The sequence below is a fragment of the Pelagicoccus enzymogenes genome, assembly GCF_014803405.1.
In the GTDB taxonomy this organism is placed as follows: domain Bacteria; phylum Verrucomicrobiota; class Verrucomicrobiia; order Opitutales; family Opitutaceae; genus Pelagicoccus; species Pelagicoccus enzymogenes.
In genome coordinates this window covers 77,028-93,123 of record NZ_JACYFG010000009.1, presented here as the reverse complement: position 1 = coordinate 93,123, position 16,096 = coordinate 77,028, and the positions used below count along the sequence as shown (strand labels likewise).

The window sequence follows — 16,096 nt, the reverse complement described above, 5'->3', positions numbered from 1 at the left end:
ACTCCTCCCTTTTTGTGAATTTAAAGTCCGAACAACTTTCCGAACTGACGGATGCGGCCCTCCTGCACGAAGCAGGAAAGGGTGACCGAGACGCGTTTCGCGTTCTCTATCGGCGCATCTCGAAAGCGCTCTACTCTGCAGCGTTCAAGTTTACCGGAAACGCCGCGGACGCTGATGAACTCATGCAGGAGACCTTTCTAGAACTTTGGAAGCAGGCGCCGCAATACGACGCGAGCGTTTCCCAGCCCTTGACCTATGCGTCGCGGATCATCCGCAACCGCGCGATCGATCGGATTCGCAAGAAGTCGCGTCGCGGTCGGATCGTGGACGACTCGAGGGAAGACATCGTGGAGTCGACGCAGAGCAAGCCGTTCGCTGGCGCCTTCGAGAGCTTGCGCAGCAGCGAGGCGGCTCAAGCCGTGCGCCAGGCTTTCGGCGTTTTGACGGAAGACCAGCGGCAGGTTTTGCAGTTGGCATATTTTGGCGGCTTGTCGCAGAGCGAGATCGCGGCCCAGGAGTCGCAAGCTTTGGGCACCGTGAAATCGAGGATTCGCAGGGGCCTTGAACGCTTGCGAGCGGAATTGGAGGGCAAGCTATGAGCCGGGACGAGTTACAGGAGCTGGCGGCCCTCTACGCGGTTGATTTGTTGGAAGGCGAGGAGTTGCTCGCCTTCGAGAGGGAGTTGGCGATCAATCCGGAAGCCCGTTTAGCGGTGGAACGCTTCACGGCTACTTCGGACGTATTGGCGTTGACGGCTGAAGAGGTGGAACCGCCCGCCGATCTGGAGGATCGGATCTTCAGCGAAATCTATAGCTCGGACGTTTCCGCTTCCCGTCCCGGCTTGATCCCGATGCACATCCCGCCCGAGTCGCCCGACACTCGCGCTTCTCGAAGTTTCGGCTCTTGGTTCCCATGGGGGATCGCCGCCGCTTTCGCGGTCACTAGCCTCATCTTCTGGGTTCAGCGATCAGAGGTTGCGGACCGTTTCGAAACGCTGCAGTCGGAGTACAGCGAAAAGGTGGATGCCTTGTTGACCGAGCATTCTCGCGAGATGAACAACTTGGAAGCGAGTTTCACGCAGCGGGTTGAAAGCTTGCTGGCGGAGCACTCGCAAGAGCTGAATTCCCTCGAGGCCGAGGTCGAAAAGCTGGAAAGCCAAGGTGCCTTGCAAAACCTGCGTATCGCCGTTTTGAAGTCCCAGCTGGAGTCGGCTCCCAACGCCCAAGCGGTGGCGGTTTGGAATGCCTCGCGACAGACGGGTCGCCTCACGGTTTCCGAGCTTCCCGCTTTGTCGGAGGACCAAGACTACCAGCTTTGGATCATTGATCCAGCGTACGAGTCGCCGGTCAGCGCTGGCGTTTTCAACACGAGTGACGCCGGCACGCTCGAGTATTCGTTTTCTGGATCCGAGTCGATTTCCACCATCAACGCCTTCGCCCTCAGCTTGGAGAGCAAGGGTGGAAACGCTTCGCCTCAGGGACCGATCGTTTTGGTTGGCAACTAGTTTTCTCGCTCGGTCGCGACAGGAGGATTGCCAGCGGCTCGCCGCTTGAATTGCTTCGGTTTCGATGAACCGAATCGACAGGCTGATGGGAACCATGCTCTTGCTGCAGAGCCGCCGGGTGACGCGAGCGGAGGATATCGCGGCCCATTTCGAAATCAGCTTGCGAACGGTCTATCGCGACGTCTCAGCCTTGAGCGAAATAGGGATCCCCGTGGTCGCGGAAGCGGGCGTCGGCTACTCGTTGATGAAGGGATACCTGTTGCCGCCGATCATGTTCTCCGAAAACGAGGCTGCGGCCTTGGGCATGGCAGGCTTGGCCTTGAGCAAGACGAGCGATCCCTCGCTCGACGCTTCTATCCAGTCGGCGATCTTAAAAGTGAAGGCTGCCTTGCCGGAGCGCCAACGCCGTCGATTGGAACGAGTGGAAGAGTCGGTCGTTTTCGGCTGGAGCAGCCATGCTCCCAAGCCCGACGGGGCGATCGCGCGCTTGGTGGACCTGCAGGCGGCGCTGGCGGAATCGCGGGCCTTGCGGATTTCCTATCAGGCAGGAGGGTGCGGAGAAGTAACGACGCGTGAGGTGGAGCCGTTGGGCATGATCCACTATCTCGATTACTGGCACCTGATCGCATGGTGCTGCCTGCGCGAGGACTACCGGGATTTTCGTATCGATCGTATCCAGAAGCTTGAAGTTCTGGATCGAAAGGCGATCCGCTGCAGCGATTTCGATTTGCAAGCCTATCTCGCTAAGGAGAAGGAGCATACCGAGTCGCTGGAGGCCAGGTTGCTCTTCAGCCGTTATTCGGCCGGTCGGGGACGGCGAGAGTGGTCGCTGGGGTTGGTCGAAGAGGAGGAGAGGCAGGATGGTGTGCTGCTCACCCTGCGTACGGGGTCCTACGAATGGATGACCGGCTGGTTGCTTTCGTTCCGCGAGGACGTTCGTGTGGTGGATCCTCCCGAATTGCGGGAGTTATTGGCGGAGGCGGCGAGAAAGCTTGCGGAACATCATGCGAGCGATTGAAGTCGGAAGCGTTGCTTTCTGGTCGAATGCGTTCCGTTGCTTTGGAAACGCGTCTGGCAGGAGCGCGTATTCTAGAACGTTTTCACCCACTTAGTATCCATCATCTGAATATGAAAAAGAAGACCCTGCTATTTCTCGTCGCCAGCCTGATATTTTCCTCTCAGTACGCTTTGGCCCAGCATCATGACGACCATGAACACACTCCACTGGAAGAGGAGATGGAGCATATCGGCGATGCGTGGAAGCTTGTGCGCCGGGCGGTGCGAAATCCCGATCAATTTCCAGCGGCAGCGGAACAGGTGGAAATCATGATCAAGCACGCCAAGAAGTCGATCGACATGGAGCCCAGCTTGCTCGCCCAACAGGAGGGAGATGCGGCCAAGAAAAAGTTTATCGAAGGCTACAAGAAAGGCATGAAGCACACGGTTTCCTTGCTCGAGGAGCTGCATGCTGCGTTGAAGGCGGGCGATGCCGAAAAAGCCTCCGCCACGATCGACAAGATCAACGATGCTCGCAAGAAGGGGCACAAGGCCTACAAGCCGGAAGACGAGGACTGAGCGATCTGGAGTCCTGAAATTGTTTGCAGGCTCCGCCTTAATCCAGGCGGAGTTTTTTTGTGCATTGATTGTCTGCTGACATAGGGTTGTCAGCGAGACGAGTTAAGGTGGCGGGGTATGAAGAACCGCACTGTTACAATCACTGTTTCCGCTTCGCTGGACGAAGTGTTTTCTTTTTTGGCCGACCCCAAAACCTTGCCGCTGTGGGCAGTCAGCTTTTGCCAGTCCGTCCGCAAGGAGGACGAGCGTTGGGTGGTGACGACGCCTCTGGGTGGAGCGCTAGCGTTTGCTATCGACGCGGATCGCGCCAGCGGTTGCATTGAAATGTTGGCGGGTCCGACCTTGGAGTTGATGGAAACTTTTCCCATTCGCGTCTTCAAGGCGGACAACGGGCAGACGGTCGCTTCGTTTACGATGTTCAAGTCGCAGCGTCCCGGCATGACGGACGCTCTTTTTGAAATGCACTACCGCGGGCTGGTGCGCGAGGTGGGATCCCTTGTCGAGCGTTTTGGCGGTGGGGAAGTGAGCTCCGGTCTGCCTGAAGAAAGCCGGCTTTGCGTGGGAATCGTCAGCGAAAATTTGGAGGCGACGCGAGCGTTCTACTGCGGGTACTTCGGTTTCGAAGCTGTCTTCGATGCCCCGTTCTACCTGCATCTCCGTGGACCGGGCGGAGAGCAGATTGGAGTGATGGCTGCGGCAGCGGACGCGGAGCATCGGGAGTTCGAGGTGGCGACCTCGGGTAGGGGCGTGTGGCTCTCTCTTTCCGTGGAGGACGTGGATGCCGAGCATCAGCGATTGGAGGGCGAGGGCTTGCTGTTCCGCGAAGCTCCTACAGATCAGCCTTGGGGCGAGCGGACGTGCGTAGCAGTCGATCCCAACGGCGTTTTGATATACCTCAGTTCGCCGAACGGGAGGATGGACGGCTCTCGCAAGGGCTTCGTGAAAGAACCCGGAGCTGAAGTTGTCGGCTAGTTGAAAATGGTAAGCGCGAGCTGGATGCTCGACTTCGGGAGTCGCGTATCCGGCGAGACGTCATCCAGCAGGTGACTGGCGTTCAGCCCGAGGCTCAATTGCTCGTTCAGCTGGTGCTCGAACTTGGCCGAGAGGATTCCAACCTGCTCGTGAGAGCTGGCAATGGTGTTGCGGCCGGGGGAACCATCTCGATTGAGAGAGGCGTATTGAGCTTTCCAAGTCAGTGAATTGTCAGAGCCGATTTCATGAAAACCGCCCAAAGTCAGCAGACGGGAGTCGTTGTCGGTGGAGGCTCCGAGCGCGTTTCCGCGGTAGCGGTAGCCGCTTTGGTAGACGCTGTGGTTGTAGGTGCCATTGGCGAAGCGGTCGTCGAGGAAGTCCATAGTGGTGTCGCTGGCTTCGAGGAAGACGCGTCCTTGCGAGAAGTTCGTAGCGATAGGGGTCTCGATTCCGAAGAGGCCAATCTTGCGCGAGGGGAATCCGCCGGCCTCGTCCTCGCCGATGAGCTGGCCGTAAAAGGTGACCGGTTGCTCGGCGATGCGAGTGGTCCAGCGAAGGTCGATGCCGCCGAGCTGGTTGCCCGGTTCGTTGGAGCCGTCGAGCTCGATGCCGTCGTCGCCGACGTTGTCGTTTCCAAGGATGAGGTCCTTCAGGCTGCTGAGGTTTTCGGGACGTCCTTCGCCGCCCCACTGGGCAGTGCGCGAGAGGCCGATTTCGAGGGAGTCGATGGGCTTGAAGGTGAAACGGGCGCCGAGGAGCTTGGCATCTGGGATGTGGCGATCGCTTTCCAGTTGGTTTGCGAAGGCGCTGAAGGACCAAGGGCCCAGCTTGCGCAGGACTGGCAGATCGAAGGCTTTCGTGGTGTTGCGATTGAGAAACAGTCCAGGGCTGGGGCGGGCATTGTTGGAAAGGATGAGGCTTCCTTGCCATCCCGGTCCCCACCAGCGGTCGATGGCTCCGGCTCCGAACTGCCAATTTTTCCAGTCGAGGGAGACGTAGCTTCCGTCGAGGCGGTAGTCTTTGGAGTCGAGCGGGTCGTCGACCGCGGCAGCTTGTAGGTGAAAGGTGAAGAGCCCGACTTGTTCGTTGGTTTGGAAGCGAATTTCGCCGCGCTCGCGGAAATCGTCCGCGAAGCCACGCAGTTCCTGGCGGTCGCTGCCGTATTGAAGGACGGTGGACGCCTTGGCGGTCCGTGCCAGGCGTTGCTGCAGGGCGCTGAGGGACTGGGATTGGGAGGGAGTCAGTTCGTCGGCGTTGACGCTTGCGACGCTGAGGGCGATTTCCTTGTCGGAGAGTGGCCAACTGGTGCTGAGCGTTTCCACGACACCCTCGTCGATGAGAAGCTGGAGGTGGTGGCGAAGGGCTTCGTCTCCCGGAGCGATAGCGTTTTGCGCGGAGAGGGAGGCGGTGGCCAGCGTGGCGAAAACCGTGAGGATCTGAGTAGGAAAGAGGGCGCGAGAAGCTCGTTTGCCGGCGGGAAAATTCATAGAGGGCTGTTTAAAAGGACTTTCGTCTGTAAGTGGAAGCGCGTTTTTAGGCGCGATGGTTTTCTGTATACGTGTGGCATGCTGATGCGGTTGCCCTGCCGAGACTGAAATCTCGACATTTTTGCGGGGAGAGGTATCCCGCCAGCATGAGTACGGAAAAGTCACTGGTCGTTGCCTACTACAAGTTCGTCGATCTGCCCGATTTCGAAGCCCGCAAGCAGCCCTTGCTGGAGTTTTGCGAGCAGCATGGCGTCAAGGGCACCATCCTTTTGGCTCATGAAGGGATCAATTCGACGATGGCAGGACCGGAGGCCGGAGTGGAAGCGGTGCTCGAGTACCTGCAGTCGGACCCAGCGATCGGGGCCCTGACGGTGAAGCGGTCTTGGGCGGACGAGTGTCCTTTCTATCGCATGAAGGTTCGCCTGAAAAAGGAGATCGTGCGCTTGGGCTTGCCGGAGGTGAACCCTAACGACCAAGTGGGCGAGTACGTGCCGCCGGAAAAGTGGAACGAGCTGATCTCAGATCCGGATGTCATTCTAGTCGATACGCGAAACGACTACGAGTACGAGATCGGCACCTTCAAGGGAGCGCTCGACCCGAATACGAAATCGTTTCGCGAGTTCCCCGATTACGTGAAAAAGGAGCTTGCCGACAAGAAGGACAAGAAGGTGGCGATGTTTTGTACCGGCGGAATTCGCTGCGAGAAGTCGACCTCCTACTTGCTGAAGGAAGGATTCGAAAAGGTCTACCACTTGGAAGGTGGCATTCTTAACTACTTGGAGAAGGTGGATCCCAAAGAAAGCCTTTGGCAGGGCGATTGTTTCGTATTCGACAACCGCGTAGCGGTGGATCACTCCCTGAAGAAGGGCGACTACGAGATGTGTCGGGCTTGTCGCCATGCTTTGACGGAAGAGGAAACGAAGTCCGAAAAGTACGTGGAGGGAATCAGCTGTCCCCACTGTTTCGATACATTGACGGAGGAGCAGCGCATTCGGGCGGCCGAGCGCCAGAAGCAAGTGGAAATCAGCAAGGCCCTAGGCCGCAAGCACATTGGGGCGACTCTGCTCGAGCGCGAGCAGTGGCGCGAGCAGAAGCTCGAAGAGCGCAAAAAGGCGAACGAGAAAAAGGGCGAGTAGAGCGAGTATACGCTTCCTGATTTGTCTTCAGCTACTTTGCCTGCTCCGGGTGGAGCGGGACGAGCATGATGTCCGAGTCGGTCAGCTGGCTGGAATTGAAGAGCACCCATTTGTTGTCCGGACTGATGTTGTGATGCGAGTGGGCTTCGCTGGTGAAGGGACTCTTTGAGATTCCACGGTGTCCGGTTGTAAGCAGCGTTTGGATACCGGTTTCGGTATCGATGCGGTAGAGCTCGCCGTCGAAGGTGTCGGCCACGATCCAGCGTCCGTCTTCGCTGCGGTCGCAGTGCCAAAAGCCGCCTTTGCCGATTTGCCCGTGGTTGGTGACTTCGTCGGTGCGCAGGTTGAGGGAAAAGACGCCGGTGGGATTCTCTTGCAAGCGGTCGAGGTGAGCCATGACGTTGAAGACGATGTGATCGGCGTCGCTGTAGACCTCGTGCGTGACCCACTCGGATGGCTTTTCCGGATAGACGGCTCGGTTGGTGACGGAGCCGTCTGGAGAAATGGATACCATCCACATACGTTGAGGGGCGTCGCCGCGGGTTTCCCAGCAGTACATGAATTCGCCGCTGACGTAGGGATTGGCTTGGATGTGGTTGGCCCAGAGCGGGACTTCGAGCAACTGGGTCAGTTCTCCGGTCGAGAAGTCGGCGGAGTAGAGAATGGTGCCGCGGTTTTCTCCTCGTCCGCCGAAATAGGCCCTGTTTTGGTTCGCGTCGATGCCGAGGCCGCCAGTATGGCGAAAGCCTTCGGGGAGGGTGATGAGGGTGGTGAGATAAGTCTCGGGAGCGGCCACTGAGCCAGCCGCGCTGTCGGCGAGCAATTGGCCGAGGTCGAGGGCCTTTAATTTTTGGTCGTGGAAGAAGTAGGCGAGGTTTTCCTTCCAGCCGAGGTGGAGATTGCTGCCCCAATCTGCGGTGGTGACTTGGGTGATTTCGAAGGTTTCCATGGACATCGCGTAGGCGAAGCCGCGGGAGCCGGTATCTTCGTTGCGGCCGCGGCTGGATCGAAAGATGATATACTTGCCGTCCGGGGTCCAGCTGGGGTGGGTTTGGTAGAATTTGGAATTGCTGTGCTTGGAAGTGGTCAGCGCGATGTAGGGCACTTCGGTGACGGGGTCGACGAGCGTGAGGTGCTCGGAAGCGAAGCGCTGGCCGAGAATGTCGCTGTGCGTCATTTCGAAGGTGTTGGCTGGATCTCCGTAGGTCGAGTAGTCGATGCCATTGATGGTTTGGGCTGCTAGGCTGGTGGCGAATCCGAGAGATAGCATAGCGATGGAAAGGGCTTTCATGGAATTGGGGTTGGGGTTAAGCGATTTTGCGAAAGTCGAAACGGGCGCGGCGACTGAATATAGCGCGATTGATGGCAAGAGCGAATCCGATGCAGCAGCAGACGGTGATGAACATGACGTGCAGGAAGTGCCACGGCTTGATTCGGGCGTCGGGGGCGGTGGCGTACCAAGCCTCCCAGCCGAAGGTAAGTAAGGCATAGAGCCCGGCCCCGAAAAGGAGCGAGGCGATGACGGCTCGGGCGTCGACGTTGCGGAAGAGCAGGCCGGTCATGAAGGCGGCGAGGATCGGCATGCTGAAGAGGCCGATGAGCTGTTGAATGAGCTGGATGATGCTCTCGGCCCCCATGTAGAGGGGAACGAGTCCAATGCCGAGGAGAGCGAACAGGATGGAGACGCTGACGCTGAGGCGGGTGATGTTCACCTTCGGATTGAAGTAGCGTTGGTGCAGGTCGCAGACATAGAGGGCGGCGGAGGAGTTGAGGGTCGAGTTGAAGCTTGTCATCGTCGCGGCCACCATGGCAGCGGCGAAGGCTCCGGTTAGCCAATGCGGAAGCGTATCCGAAACGATGCGGCCATAGGTGCTGTCTCCAGTTTCTCCATACAGCTTGAAGGCGCAGAGACCGGGAATGATAACGATCGCAGGAACGATGGTGGCGCGGATGACTGCTGCGGCGTAGCAGCCGAGTTGCGCCTCTTTGAGGGATTTGGCGGCAAGGGCGCGTTGGGTGATGGTTTGGTTGGTGCTCCAGTAGAAAAGCTGGGACAGGATCATACCCGTGAGCAGGGTGTGCCAGGGCACTTTGGAGTTGGCGTCGCCTATCAAGGTGATCCGCTCTGGCGGCAGGTCGGCAAGGTTCCAATCGACCGCGGCGAGAGCGAGGAAGACGACGAGGAGGGCCATTCCGAAGAGGAGCACGCCACTGTAGGTATCGGAAATGGCGACGGCCCGTAGTCCGCCGAAAATAGCGTACAAGGCTCCCGCAACCGCAATCGTTGCGGCCACGAGCAGGAGGGGGATTTGCAGGTCGAAGAGCGAGATGAGGAACAGCGAGCTCGTGTAGAGCATGATCGGCAGAAAGATGGCGACGTTTCCCAGTAGGAAGAGAAAGGCGACCGTTGCTCGCAGGTTGGGTTCGCCGTAGCGGCGTTCCAGCAGCTCCGTGACGGTGGTGCAGTTGTTGCGGTAGTAGATGGGGAGAAAAACCTTGGCGAGCAAGAGGAGCCCCGCCACGCCGGCCAGTTCCCACCAGACCACGATCAAGGTCTGGTTGCCATTCCAGCCGACAAGGGTGTCGGTGTTGATGTTAGTCAACGTGAGGGAGCCAGCGACGAAGATCCAACTGAGGCTTCCCCCGGCGAGGAAGTACTCTTTGGCGCCGGTGCCGCGAGAGCCGAATTGGCGACATTTCCAATAGGTGAGCAGGGCGATACTCGCCGTAATGAGGACGAAAACGAGGGTTTGGGTCATGTGGGATGAGCTCGGGGTTAAGGGACCCAAGCATGACCGTTGCGCGAAATCGACCGCCGCGTTGTCTGACCGTCAGGAAGAGCTCTCGCTCAGCTTGCGTGCGAGGGTGGCGATGTAGAGGGGAGCGTACTTGTTGAGCGGAGTGGCTTCGTCGTTCCACTTGTCTTCATAGAGGTCGGCGACGAGGAAACCGGCGTCGGTTTGGCCGCCGATCTGGGATTCGAGGCTGTGGCTGAATTCGCAGGCGTAGCCTTTGGCTCGGATTTGCTGCAGCTTCTTTTCTGGAAGGCTTTCGAGATCGGAAAAAGGGAGCGAGTATTTCACTTCCAGTTTGCCGTCTCTTTCCGCGTCTTCGTGGTCGAAGAGGAAAAAATGGGGATTCATGAAGCCTGCCAGCAAGCGACCTCCATTGCGAAGGACGCGATAGCACTCCTTCCAAACGGGGCGTATGTCTGGGGCGAATACGTTGGAGACGGGATGAAAAATGAGGTCGAAGGATTCGTCGGCGAAAGCGGACAGGTCTGCCATGTCGCCTTGCACGGCGCGGATGGCGAGTCCGTCGCGCTTGGCTACAAGCGTGTCTTTGGCGAGTTGCTCGTCGGAGTTGTCGAAGCTGGTGACCTTTGCACCGGCTGCGGCAAGGATGGGGGCTTGCTGGCCGCCGCCGGAGGCGAGACAGAGCAGGTCCTTGCCGGAAAGGTCGCCGAACCAGCGTTGGGGAACTTTCTTGTTGGGCGTGAGGATGACGCTCCAGTCTCCGTTTCGGGCGGCGGCGATCTGTTTGCTGGTGACAGGGGTGCACCAAGGGCTTCCGGCCTTGGATTGGCGGTTCCACGCTTCGCGTTGGTAGGAGAGGAGTTCGTCCATGGGGTTGGGGCGTTTGATTCGCTTTTCACTTACTCATGGTTTCAGGGGAGTTGTGGCCAGCCGAAACGAACAAGCCTGCAAATTCCAAGCGATTTAACAGGGCCTCACTATCGTCTCATCCATTAACGCGTTTGCTTGCTCGAACAGATACGCTTCTAACGAACGTCGGGCCTGCCCTGCGGCTTGCGAGCAGGGCGGCTCGGTATAGAGTAGGGACTTCAGGCCATGCATTTTCCACACCGAATTCTCTTTTGGGTGGGTGCTGCGTTTCTGGTTTGTCAATCGGCGACAGCGCTCACGGCTCGATTCAATCTAACGATTTCGGGGAGCGACTATCCGGGAATCGATGGGAGTGGAATGCTAACTCTATCAGACGTTCCAACCGAGGACGACCGTTTCGCGTTCTCTCACACTTACGTTTTTACGGAGCTCATGGGAGGTCCTGTCGCTCCCTATTACCCGTGGGGGGAAGCCATTCTCTCCATCGACTATGAAAACGAATTCGGAAACTTTGCCAATTTCTACATCGGGAACAGCAACCCTGCGGTGGGTATCGCGGGAAGAATCTTCATAATCAACGATGAAGACATAGATCACCTAGTTCGCGCGCATCCCTTTGATGTCTTCGAACTGTTCGAAACCCAGTTCCCGGAAAGCATAGAAATTTCGAGGAAGCCAGTACCGGACAACGTGGGAACGACGGGTGCTATTTTAGGGCTATGCTTATTCGGACTCGTGTTTTTGAGGCGTCTGATTAGCTGACTTTCTTGGGGTTGCGGGTGCCGCCGTAGAGCTCGTATTCGAGGAGGCGGCATTCGATGGGGCCGTTGTAGAACTCGATCTTGCGCTTGGTTTTAAGGCCGACGCGTTTACCGAGGGTTTTGTTGCCGGTGAAAATGTAGCCCCAGTAACCGGGGCACTTTTGTTTGAAGAGGTCGCCGATGGCTTTGTAGGTGGCTTCCAGCTGGCGTTGCTCGCCGAGGCGTTCGCCGTATTCAGGATTCAATACAATGACGCCGGGGCCTTCGGGAATGGGCGCTTCTCGGAAGTCGCAGACGCGGAATTCGATGAGGTGGGCGACGCCGGCCTTTTTGGCGTTGGTTTCGGCGGCGCGGATGGCTTGGCGGTCGATGTCGGAGGCGATGATGGGAAAGGGGAGGGAGTCGGGAATGCGTTTGCGCACTTCCGAGCGAATCTCTTGGTAGCGTTTTTCGTCGTAGGGCTTGAAGTGCTGGAAGGCGAACTCGTGGCGTTGCTGTTGGCCGGGAACGCCGGAAGCGATGAGGGCGGCTTCGATGGCGAGAGTACCGGAGCCGCACATGGGATTGAGGAAGGGCGAGGCTTTGTCCCACTGGGTAGCGGCGATGACGGAAGCGGCCAGGTTTTCGCGCATGGGCGCGGCGCCGGGCATGGAGCGGTAGTTGCGGTTGGAAATGGGAATGCCGGAGGTGTCGAGGTAGATGCAGACTTCCTCTTCGTGCCAATAGAGGAAGATGACGCCGCGATCGCGTTCGTTGCCGGAGTTGGGGCGGTCGCCGGTGACCTCGCGCATGCGATCGACGATGGCGTCCTTTAGGCGGAGGTTGGGGAAGTTGGTGTTGACGACGGTCTCGTTGCGCACGGAGGAGACGATGGAGATGTAGGCGTCTTCTTCGGGGATCCACTCTTCCCAAGGCATACGTACGGCTTGGTGGTAGAGGTCCTCGCCGTCGCGGGCGGTGAAGGTGTCGACTTCCCAGAGCACCCGCAGGCCGGTGCGCAGGGTGAGATTGAGGCGGATGCAGTCCTCGTAGGTGCCGGAGATGAAGACGCCGTTGGAGACGAGGGAAGTGGGCTGGTAGCCGAGCGACTTGAGCTCTTCGGCCAGGTATTCGGCGCAGGCTTTAGGACAGGTGACGAGGATGGTGCGTTTGGACATGTGAAAGTGCTTTGAGGGAGGATCATTTGCAGAAGTGTCGCAACGGTCCTCTCGGGCTGAAGGTAGCGAGGACGCGTACCGAGTAAGCCCATTGGCGAGTTAAGTGGATGGTACGCTTGTTTATGGGAACTTTGGCGGAGGCAAGCCCCTAGGCGAGTTCGTTTTTGATCCAGTTTTACTTTGAATGACTGGGCTGAGATTCGGCCAGTCTCAAAAAAAATGGTAGCTCAAGTTTCAGAAGATGAGGGGGATAGATCATTGCGGAGAAATGAAAAGACAAATTATATTGCATTGTATTGCACCTTAGTGAGAGCTTCAACCCCGACAGAACGGATGGCATCTGCTCTGTCGGCGTTGAACCCCACGGAGAATTAAGCACATGCATTTGGATTACCCTCTTGGAACGAATCGCGCGTTTGACGATGCGAAAGAAGCAGCTGTCGAGAGCGGCTTTGCTGAGATTGAAGGCGAAACGTTTTATCGGATCGCCGACTCGGATCGCATGGATCCGTTTTTGATGAACGTGGTGAGCGGCTCGAACCACTGGATGTTCGCTGGCAGCAATGGAGCGGTCACGGCCGGGCGTCGCAATGCAGACCATGCCTTGTTCCCGTATTGCACGCAGGACAAGCTATTCGAGTCCTACGAGAGGGTCGGTAGTTGCAGTTTGATTTGGGTCAAATCAGCAGAGGGTGACGTGCTTTGGGAACCGTTTCGTAGCGAAATCGGAACTACGGGTCGGCGTCGGAACCTTTTTAAGAGCTTGGACGGAAACAAGATCGTCTTCGAGGAAGTCGATCCGAGCCTGGGCTTACGTTTTCGGTATTCTTGGACTTCAGGGGAAGCCTTCGGATTCATACGGCAGGCGGAGCTTTTCAACGAAGGGCCTGAAAACAGGTCGGTGAGGATCTTGGACGGTATCCAAAATGTGGTGCCTTATGGACTCGATCAGACTTTTCTAAGCCACTTCAGCAACCTCGCGGATGCCTACAAAAAGAATGAACTACTGGAAGCGGAAGGGCTTGGGATCTATTATCTTAGCTCTATCCCTACTGACAGGGCTGAGCCGAGCGAAGGCTTGAAAGCGAGTGTCGTTTGGTCGGTCGGCTTGGAGCGAAGCCAGGTTCTGCTTTCTTCCCGGCAATTGCAGGCCTTCCGCGAGGGGGCGAAGATTCGGACGGAGGATGAAACAAGGGGCGAGCGCGGTTCGTACTTGGTCGAGTCGAGTTTTGCCCTGGGCAAAGGAGAAGGAATCGATTGGTGGTTGGCGGCGGACATCGAGCAGGATGCGGTGCAAGTGGAAGCCTTGCGTAAGCGCTTCAGGGAAGCGCCCTGCATGGTGTCAGAACTGAAAAAAGACATCGCTGAGAATCAAGCGACATTGCGGGCGAAGATTGCCGCGAGCGATGGACTGCAATTGACGGGCAATCAAATTCGCGACGCTCGGCACCGTTCGAATACCTTGTTTAACCTGATGAGAGGGGGTGTCTTTGGTGACGCTTATACGCTCTCTGTAGAGGACTTCGTTGCCTATTTGGGATCTTGGAACAAAGAGCTCAAACTCAAATACGAGGAGCGCTTGGAGGCGCTCGGGGTATCGGTGCGAAGGGATGAGCTCGTCTCTTGGGCGAGGGAACAAGGCGACAGTGACCTCTATCGTATTGCCAGCGAGTACCTCCCGCTTTCGTTCAGCAGGCGTCACGGCGATCCAAGCCGCCCTTGGAACAAGTTTTCCATCGAAATGCAGGACGACGAAGGAAAGCCGGTCTTGGCTTACCAGGGGAACTGGCGCGACATTTTCCAGAACTGGGAACCTTTGGGCTATGCGTATCCAGAATACCTGACAGGGATGATTTTTCGTTTCTTGAACGCGACGACTGCCGACGGATACAATCCCTATCGCGTGACTCGGGACGGATTCGATTGGGAAGTTCTCGATCCAAGCGAACCGTGGTCAAATATTGGATACTGGGGCGATCATCAAATTGTCTATTTGCTCAAGTTGCTGGAAGCCTTGAAGAAGCACTCGCCGCATTTGCTATTGGAGTTGCTTGGGGAAGAGTGTTTTGTTTACGCCCATGTCCCTTATCGCATCAGAGACTTTCGTTCGATCTGGAAGGATCCGCGACAAACGATTTTCTTTGACGACGCTGCAGCGGAAACGCTCGCAACTGCGTCTGCAGAACGAGGCGCTGACGGAAAGCTTTTGTGTCGTGCAGATGGAGAACGGGTACGCGCGAACCTACTGGAAAAGCTGATTTCTCCCTTGTTGGCGAAGCTGTCTAATTTCGTGTTGGATGGCGGCATTTGGATGAATACGCAGCGGCCGGAGTGGAACGACGCGAATAACGCGCTCGTCGGTTATGGCGTGTCGGTGGTGACTCTCTGTTACGTAAACCGTTACCTTGAGTTCCTCGAAACGCTGTTGTCTGGAGTTTCTGAGGAAGCGCATTATCGAATGGACGCTGACCTTGCTGCTTTCTTGAGTCGGCTGGACGATGCATTCTCCCGTTTCGAGCCTGTTCTTGAGGGGAAGATCGATTCTTTGAAGCGATACGAGTTGCTGGAAGCCTTAGGGATCGCGGGAGAGATGTATCGGAAATCTGTATACGATGTTTCGATCGGAGGTTCGCGAGTCGAGGTGAAGGTCACTGCATTACGGTCCTTCCTGCAGCGTGCGAAAGCGTTTGCGGGTCACACCATTGACTCGAATCGTCGTTCGGATGACATGTATCACTCTTACAACCTGTTGCGACCAGTCGGAGAGAGTGAAGTGGAGATCGGGCGCCTTCCGGAAATGTTGGAAGGGCAGGTCGCTGTTTTGAGCGCCAACCGTCTCACCGGAGATGAGGTCTTGAAGTTGTTGGATTCACTGCGACAGAGCCGTTTGTACCGGGAGGATGTGGAGAGCTATCTTTTGTATCCCGACAAGGAATTGCCGCGTTTTCTAGAGAAGAATCAAGTCGATGCGACCCGGGTTGGGAAATCGCGCGTGTTGCAGGCGATGCTCGCTGCAGGCGACAAGCGAATCCTATCGAAGGACAGCGCCGGCGTCTTTCGCTTCAACGGTTCCTTTAAGAATGCGGGCGATGTTCAGCGTGCCCTCACTGAAATTGGCGATGAATACCCAGTGTGTTGCGAGGACAGTGAGGAGGTCTTGCGGATATTCGAAGACACCTTTGACCATCGAAGCTTTACAGGACGGTCGGGCACTTTCTTCGCTTACGAAGGATTGGGGAGCGTTTATTGGCACATGGTATCAAAGCTCCTGCTAGCGATCCAGGAGAACTGTTTTAAGGAAAGAGGAAACGCGGCTTATGAGTCGCTCGTCGCGCGCTACTTTGAAACATTGGCGGGTCTAGGATTTGATAAGGCTCCTGAGGAATACGGCGCATTTCCTATCGATGCCTATTCACACACGCCCAAGCACATGGGGGCTCAGCAACCGGGGATGACCGGACAGGTGAAAGAGGACATACTCTCTCGTTGGGGAGAGCTTGGGGTGTTCGTCTCGCAAGGCTCGATCCGCTTTCAGCCGGATTTGCTGAGGAGCGAAGCGTTTATTCAAGGTGGGGATACTTTCAATTATTTGGATTTGTGGGGCCGGTGGAATTCGATCGAGCTTTCCACTGGAATGTTGGCCTTCACCTATTGCCAAACGCCTTTTGTCTATCGTCTATCCGATGTGTCAGGAGTCGCCTTAATCCATGCGGACGGGGCAGTGGAGCGGAGGGATGATTTGGAGCTCTCTGCAGCTGAATCTGCGAGCTTGTTCGCGAGGAGAGGGCAAATCCTTCGTGTGGAGGTATCGCTCGTTGCTGGAGATCTTTGCCAGCTGCCCGTCGCTTGATCGGACTCTAGCTGGGCGAGGCCGTGCT

13 protein-coding genes are annotated in these 16,096 nt (G+C 57.1%); 8 read left to right on the top strand and 5 right to left on the bottom strand.

Annotated features, from left to right (window positions below; genetic code table 11):
* The first annotated feature begins 14 nt into the window (after positions 1 to 14).
* From IEN85_RS08610 to IEN85_RS08590, 5 genes are all read left to right on the top strand, one after another.
* Entirely contained in the window at positions 15 to 599 is a 585-nt protein-coding gene (locus IEN85_RS08610; protein ID WP_191616691.1) for an RNA polymerase sigma factor, read from the top strand.
* Positions 596 to 1,504, top strand: a complete 909-nt coding sequence (locus tag IEN85_RS08605; protein ID WP_191616690.1) for an anti-sigma factor — start codon at positions 596 to 598, stop codon at positions 1,502 to 1,504. The genes IEN85_RS08610 and IEN85_RS08605 overlap by 4 nt, the downstream gene beginning before the upstream one ends.
* Positions 1,505 to 1,568: 64 nt before the next feature.
* Positions 1,569 to 2,522, top strand: a complete 954-nt coding sequence (locus IEN85_RS08600) for a helix-turn-helix transcriptional regulator (protein ID WP_191616689.1) — start codon at positions 1,569 to 1,571, stop codon at positions 2,520 to 2,522.
* A 110-nt stretch (positions 2,523 to 2,632) separates the two neighbouring features.
* Positions 2,633 to 3,079, top strand: coding sequence for a cytochrome b562 (locus IEN85_RS08595; RefSeq protein WP_191616688.1), 447 nt, complete (start codon positions 2,633 to 2,635; stop codon positions 3,077 to 3,079).
* A gap of 117 nt (positions 3,080 to 3,196) precedes the next feature.
* Positions 3,197 to 4,051, top strand: coding sequence for a VOC family protein (locus tag IEN85_RS08590; RefSeq protein WP_191616687.1), 855 nt, complete (start codon positions 3,197 to 3,199; stop codon positions 4,049 to 4,051).
* Here IEN85_RS08590 and IEN85_RS08585 read toward each other — a convergent pair.
* Positions 4,048 to 5,538, bottom strand: coding sequence for a capsule assembly Wzi family protein (locus IEN85_RS08585; protein ID WP_191616686.1), 1,491 nt, complete (start codon positions 5,536 to 5,538; stop codon positions 4,048 to 4,050). The two genes, IEN85_RS08590 and IEN85_RS08585, sit on opposite strands and share 4 nt — an antisense overlap.
* A 146-nt stretch (positions 5,539 to 5,684) precedes the next feature.
* Here IEN85_RS08585 and trhO point away from each other — a divergent pair, with 146 nt between their 5' ends.
* Entirely contained in the window at positions 5,685 to 6,674 is a 990-nt protein-coding gene (trhO, locus tag IEN85_RS08580) for an oxygen-dependent tRNA uridine(34) hydroxylase TrhO (protein WP_191616685.1), read from the top strand.
* 31 nt (positions 6,675 to 6,705) lie between these two features.
* Here trhO and IEN85_RS08575 read toward each other — a convergent pair whose 3' ends face one another.
* From IEN85_RS08575 to IEN85_RS08565, 3 genes are all read right to left on the bottom strand, one after another.
* Entirely contained in the window at positions 6,706 to 7,965 is a 1,260-nt protein-coding gene (locus IEN85_RS08575) for a TolB family protein (RefSeq protein WP_224772526.1), read from the bottom strand.
* 16 nt (positions 7,966 to 7,981) lie between these two features.
* Positions 7,982 to 9,433, bottom strand: a complete 1,452-nt coding sequence (locus tag IEN85_RS08570; protein WP_191616684.1) for an SLC5 family protein — start codon at positions 9,431 to 9,433, stop codon at positions 7,982 to 7,984.
* A gap of 72 nt (positions 9,434 to 9,505) precedes the next feature.
* Positions 9,506 to 10,300: a class I SAM-dependent methyltransferase gene (locus tag IEN85_RS08565; RefSeq protein WP_191616683.1), complete on the bottom strand. Its 795-nt coding sequence runs from the start codon at positions 10,298 to 10,300 to the stop codon at positions 9,506 to 9,508.
* Positions 10,301 to 10,657: 357 nt separating this feature from the next.
* On the opposite strand from IEN85_RS08565, the gene IEN85_RS08560 reads away from it, so the two are divergent.
* Complete coding sequence (locus IEN85_RS08560) at positions 10,658 to 11,062, top strand: hypothetical protein (protein ID WP_191616682.1); 405 nt, start codon at positions 10,658 to 10,660, stop codon at positions 11,060 to 11,062.
* Here IEN85_RS08560 and IEN85_RS08555 read toward each other — a convergent pair.
* The gene (locus IEN85_RS08555) at positions 11,055 to 12,218 is read right to left on the bottom strand and encodes a THUMP domain-containing class I SAM-dependent RNA methyltransferase (protein WP_191616681.1); all 1,164 of its coding nucleotides are present in this window, start codon (positions 12,216 to 12,218) and stop codon (positions 11,055 to 11,057) included. The two genes, IEN85_RS08560 and IEN85_RS08555, sit on opposite strands and share 8 nt — an antisense overlap.
* A gap of 379 nt (positions 12,219 to 12,597) precedes the next feature.
* Between IEN85_RS08555 and IEN85_RS08550 the strand changes: the two genes are divergently transcribed.
* Complete coding sequence (locus IEN85_RS08550; RefSeq protein ID WP_191616680.1) at positions 12,598 to 16,068, top strand: hypothetical protein; 3,471 nt, start codon at positions 12,598 to 12,600, stop codon at positions 16,066 to 16,068.
* Positions 16,069 to 16,096: the final 28 nt, after the last annotated feature.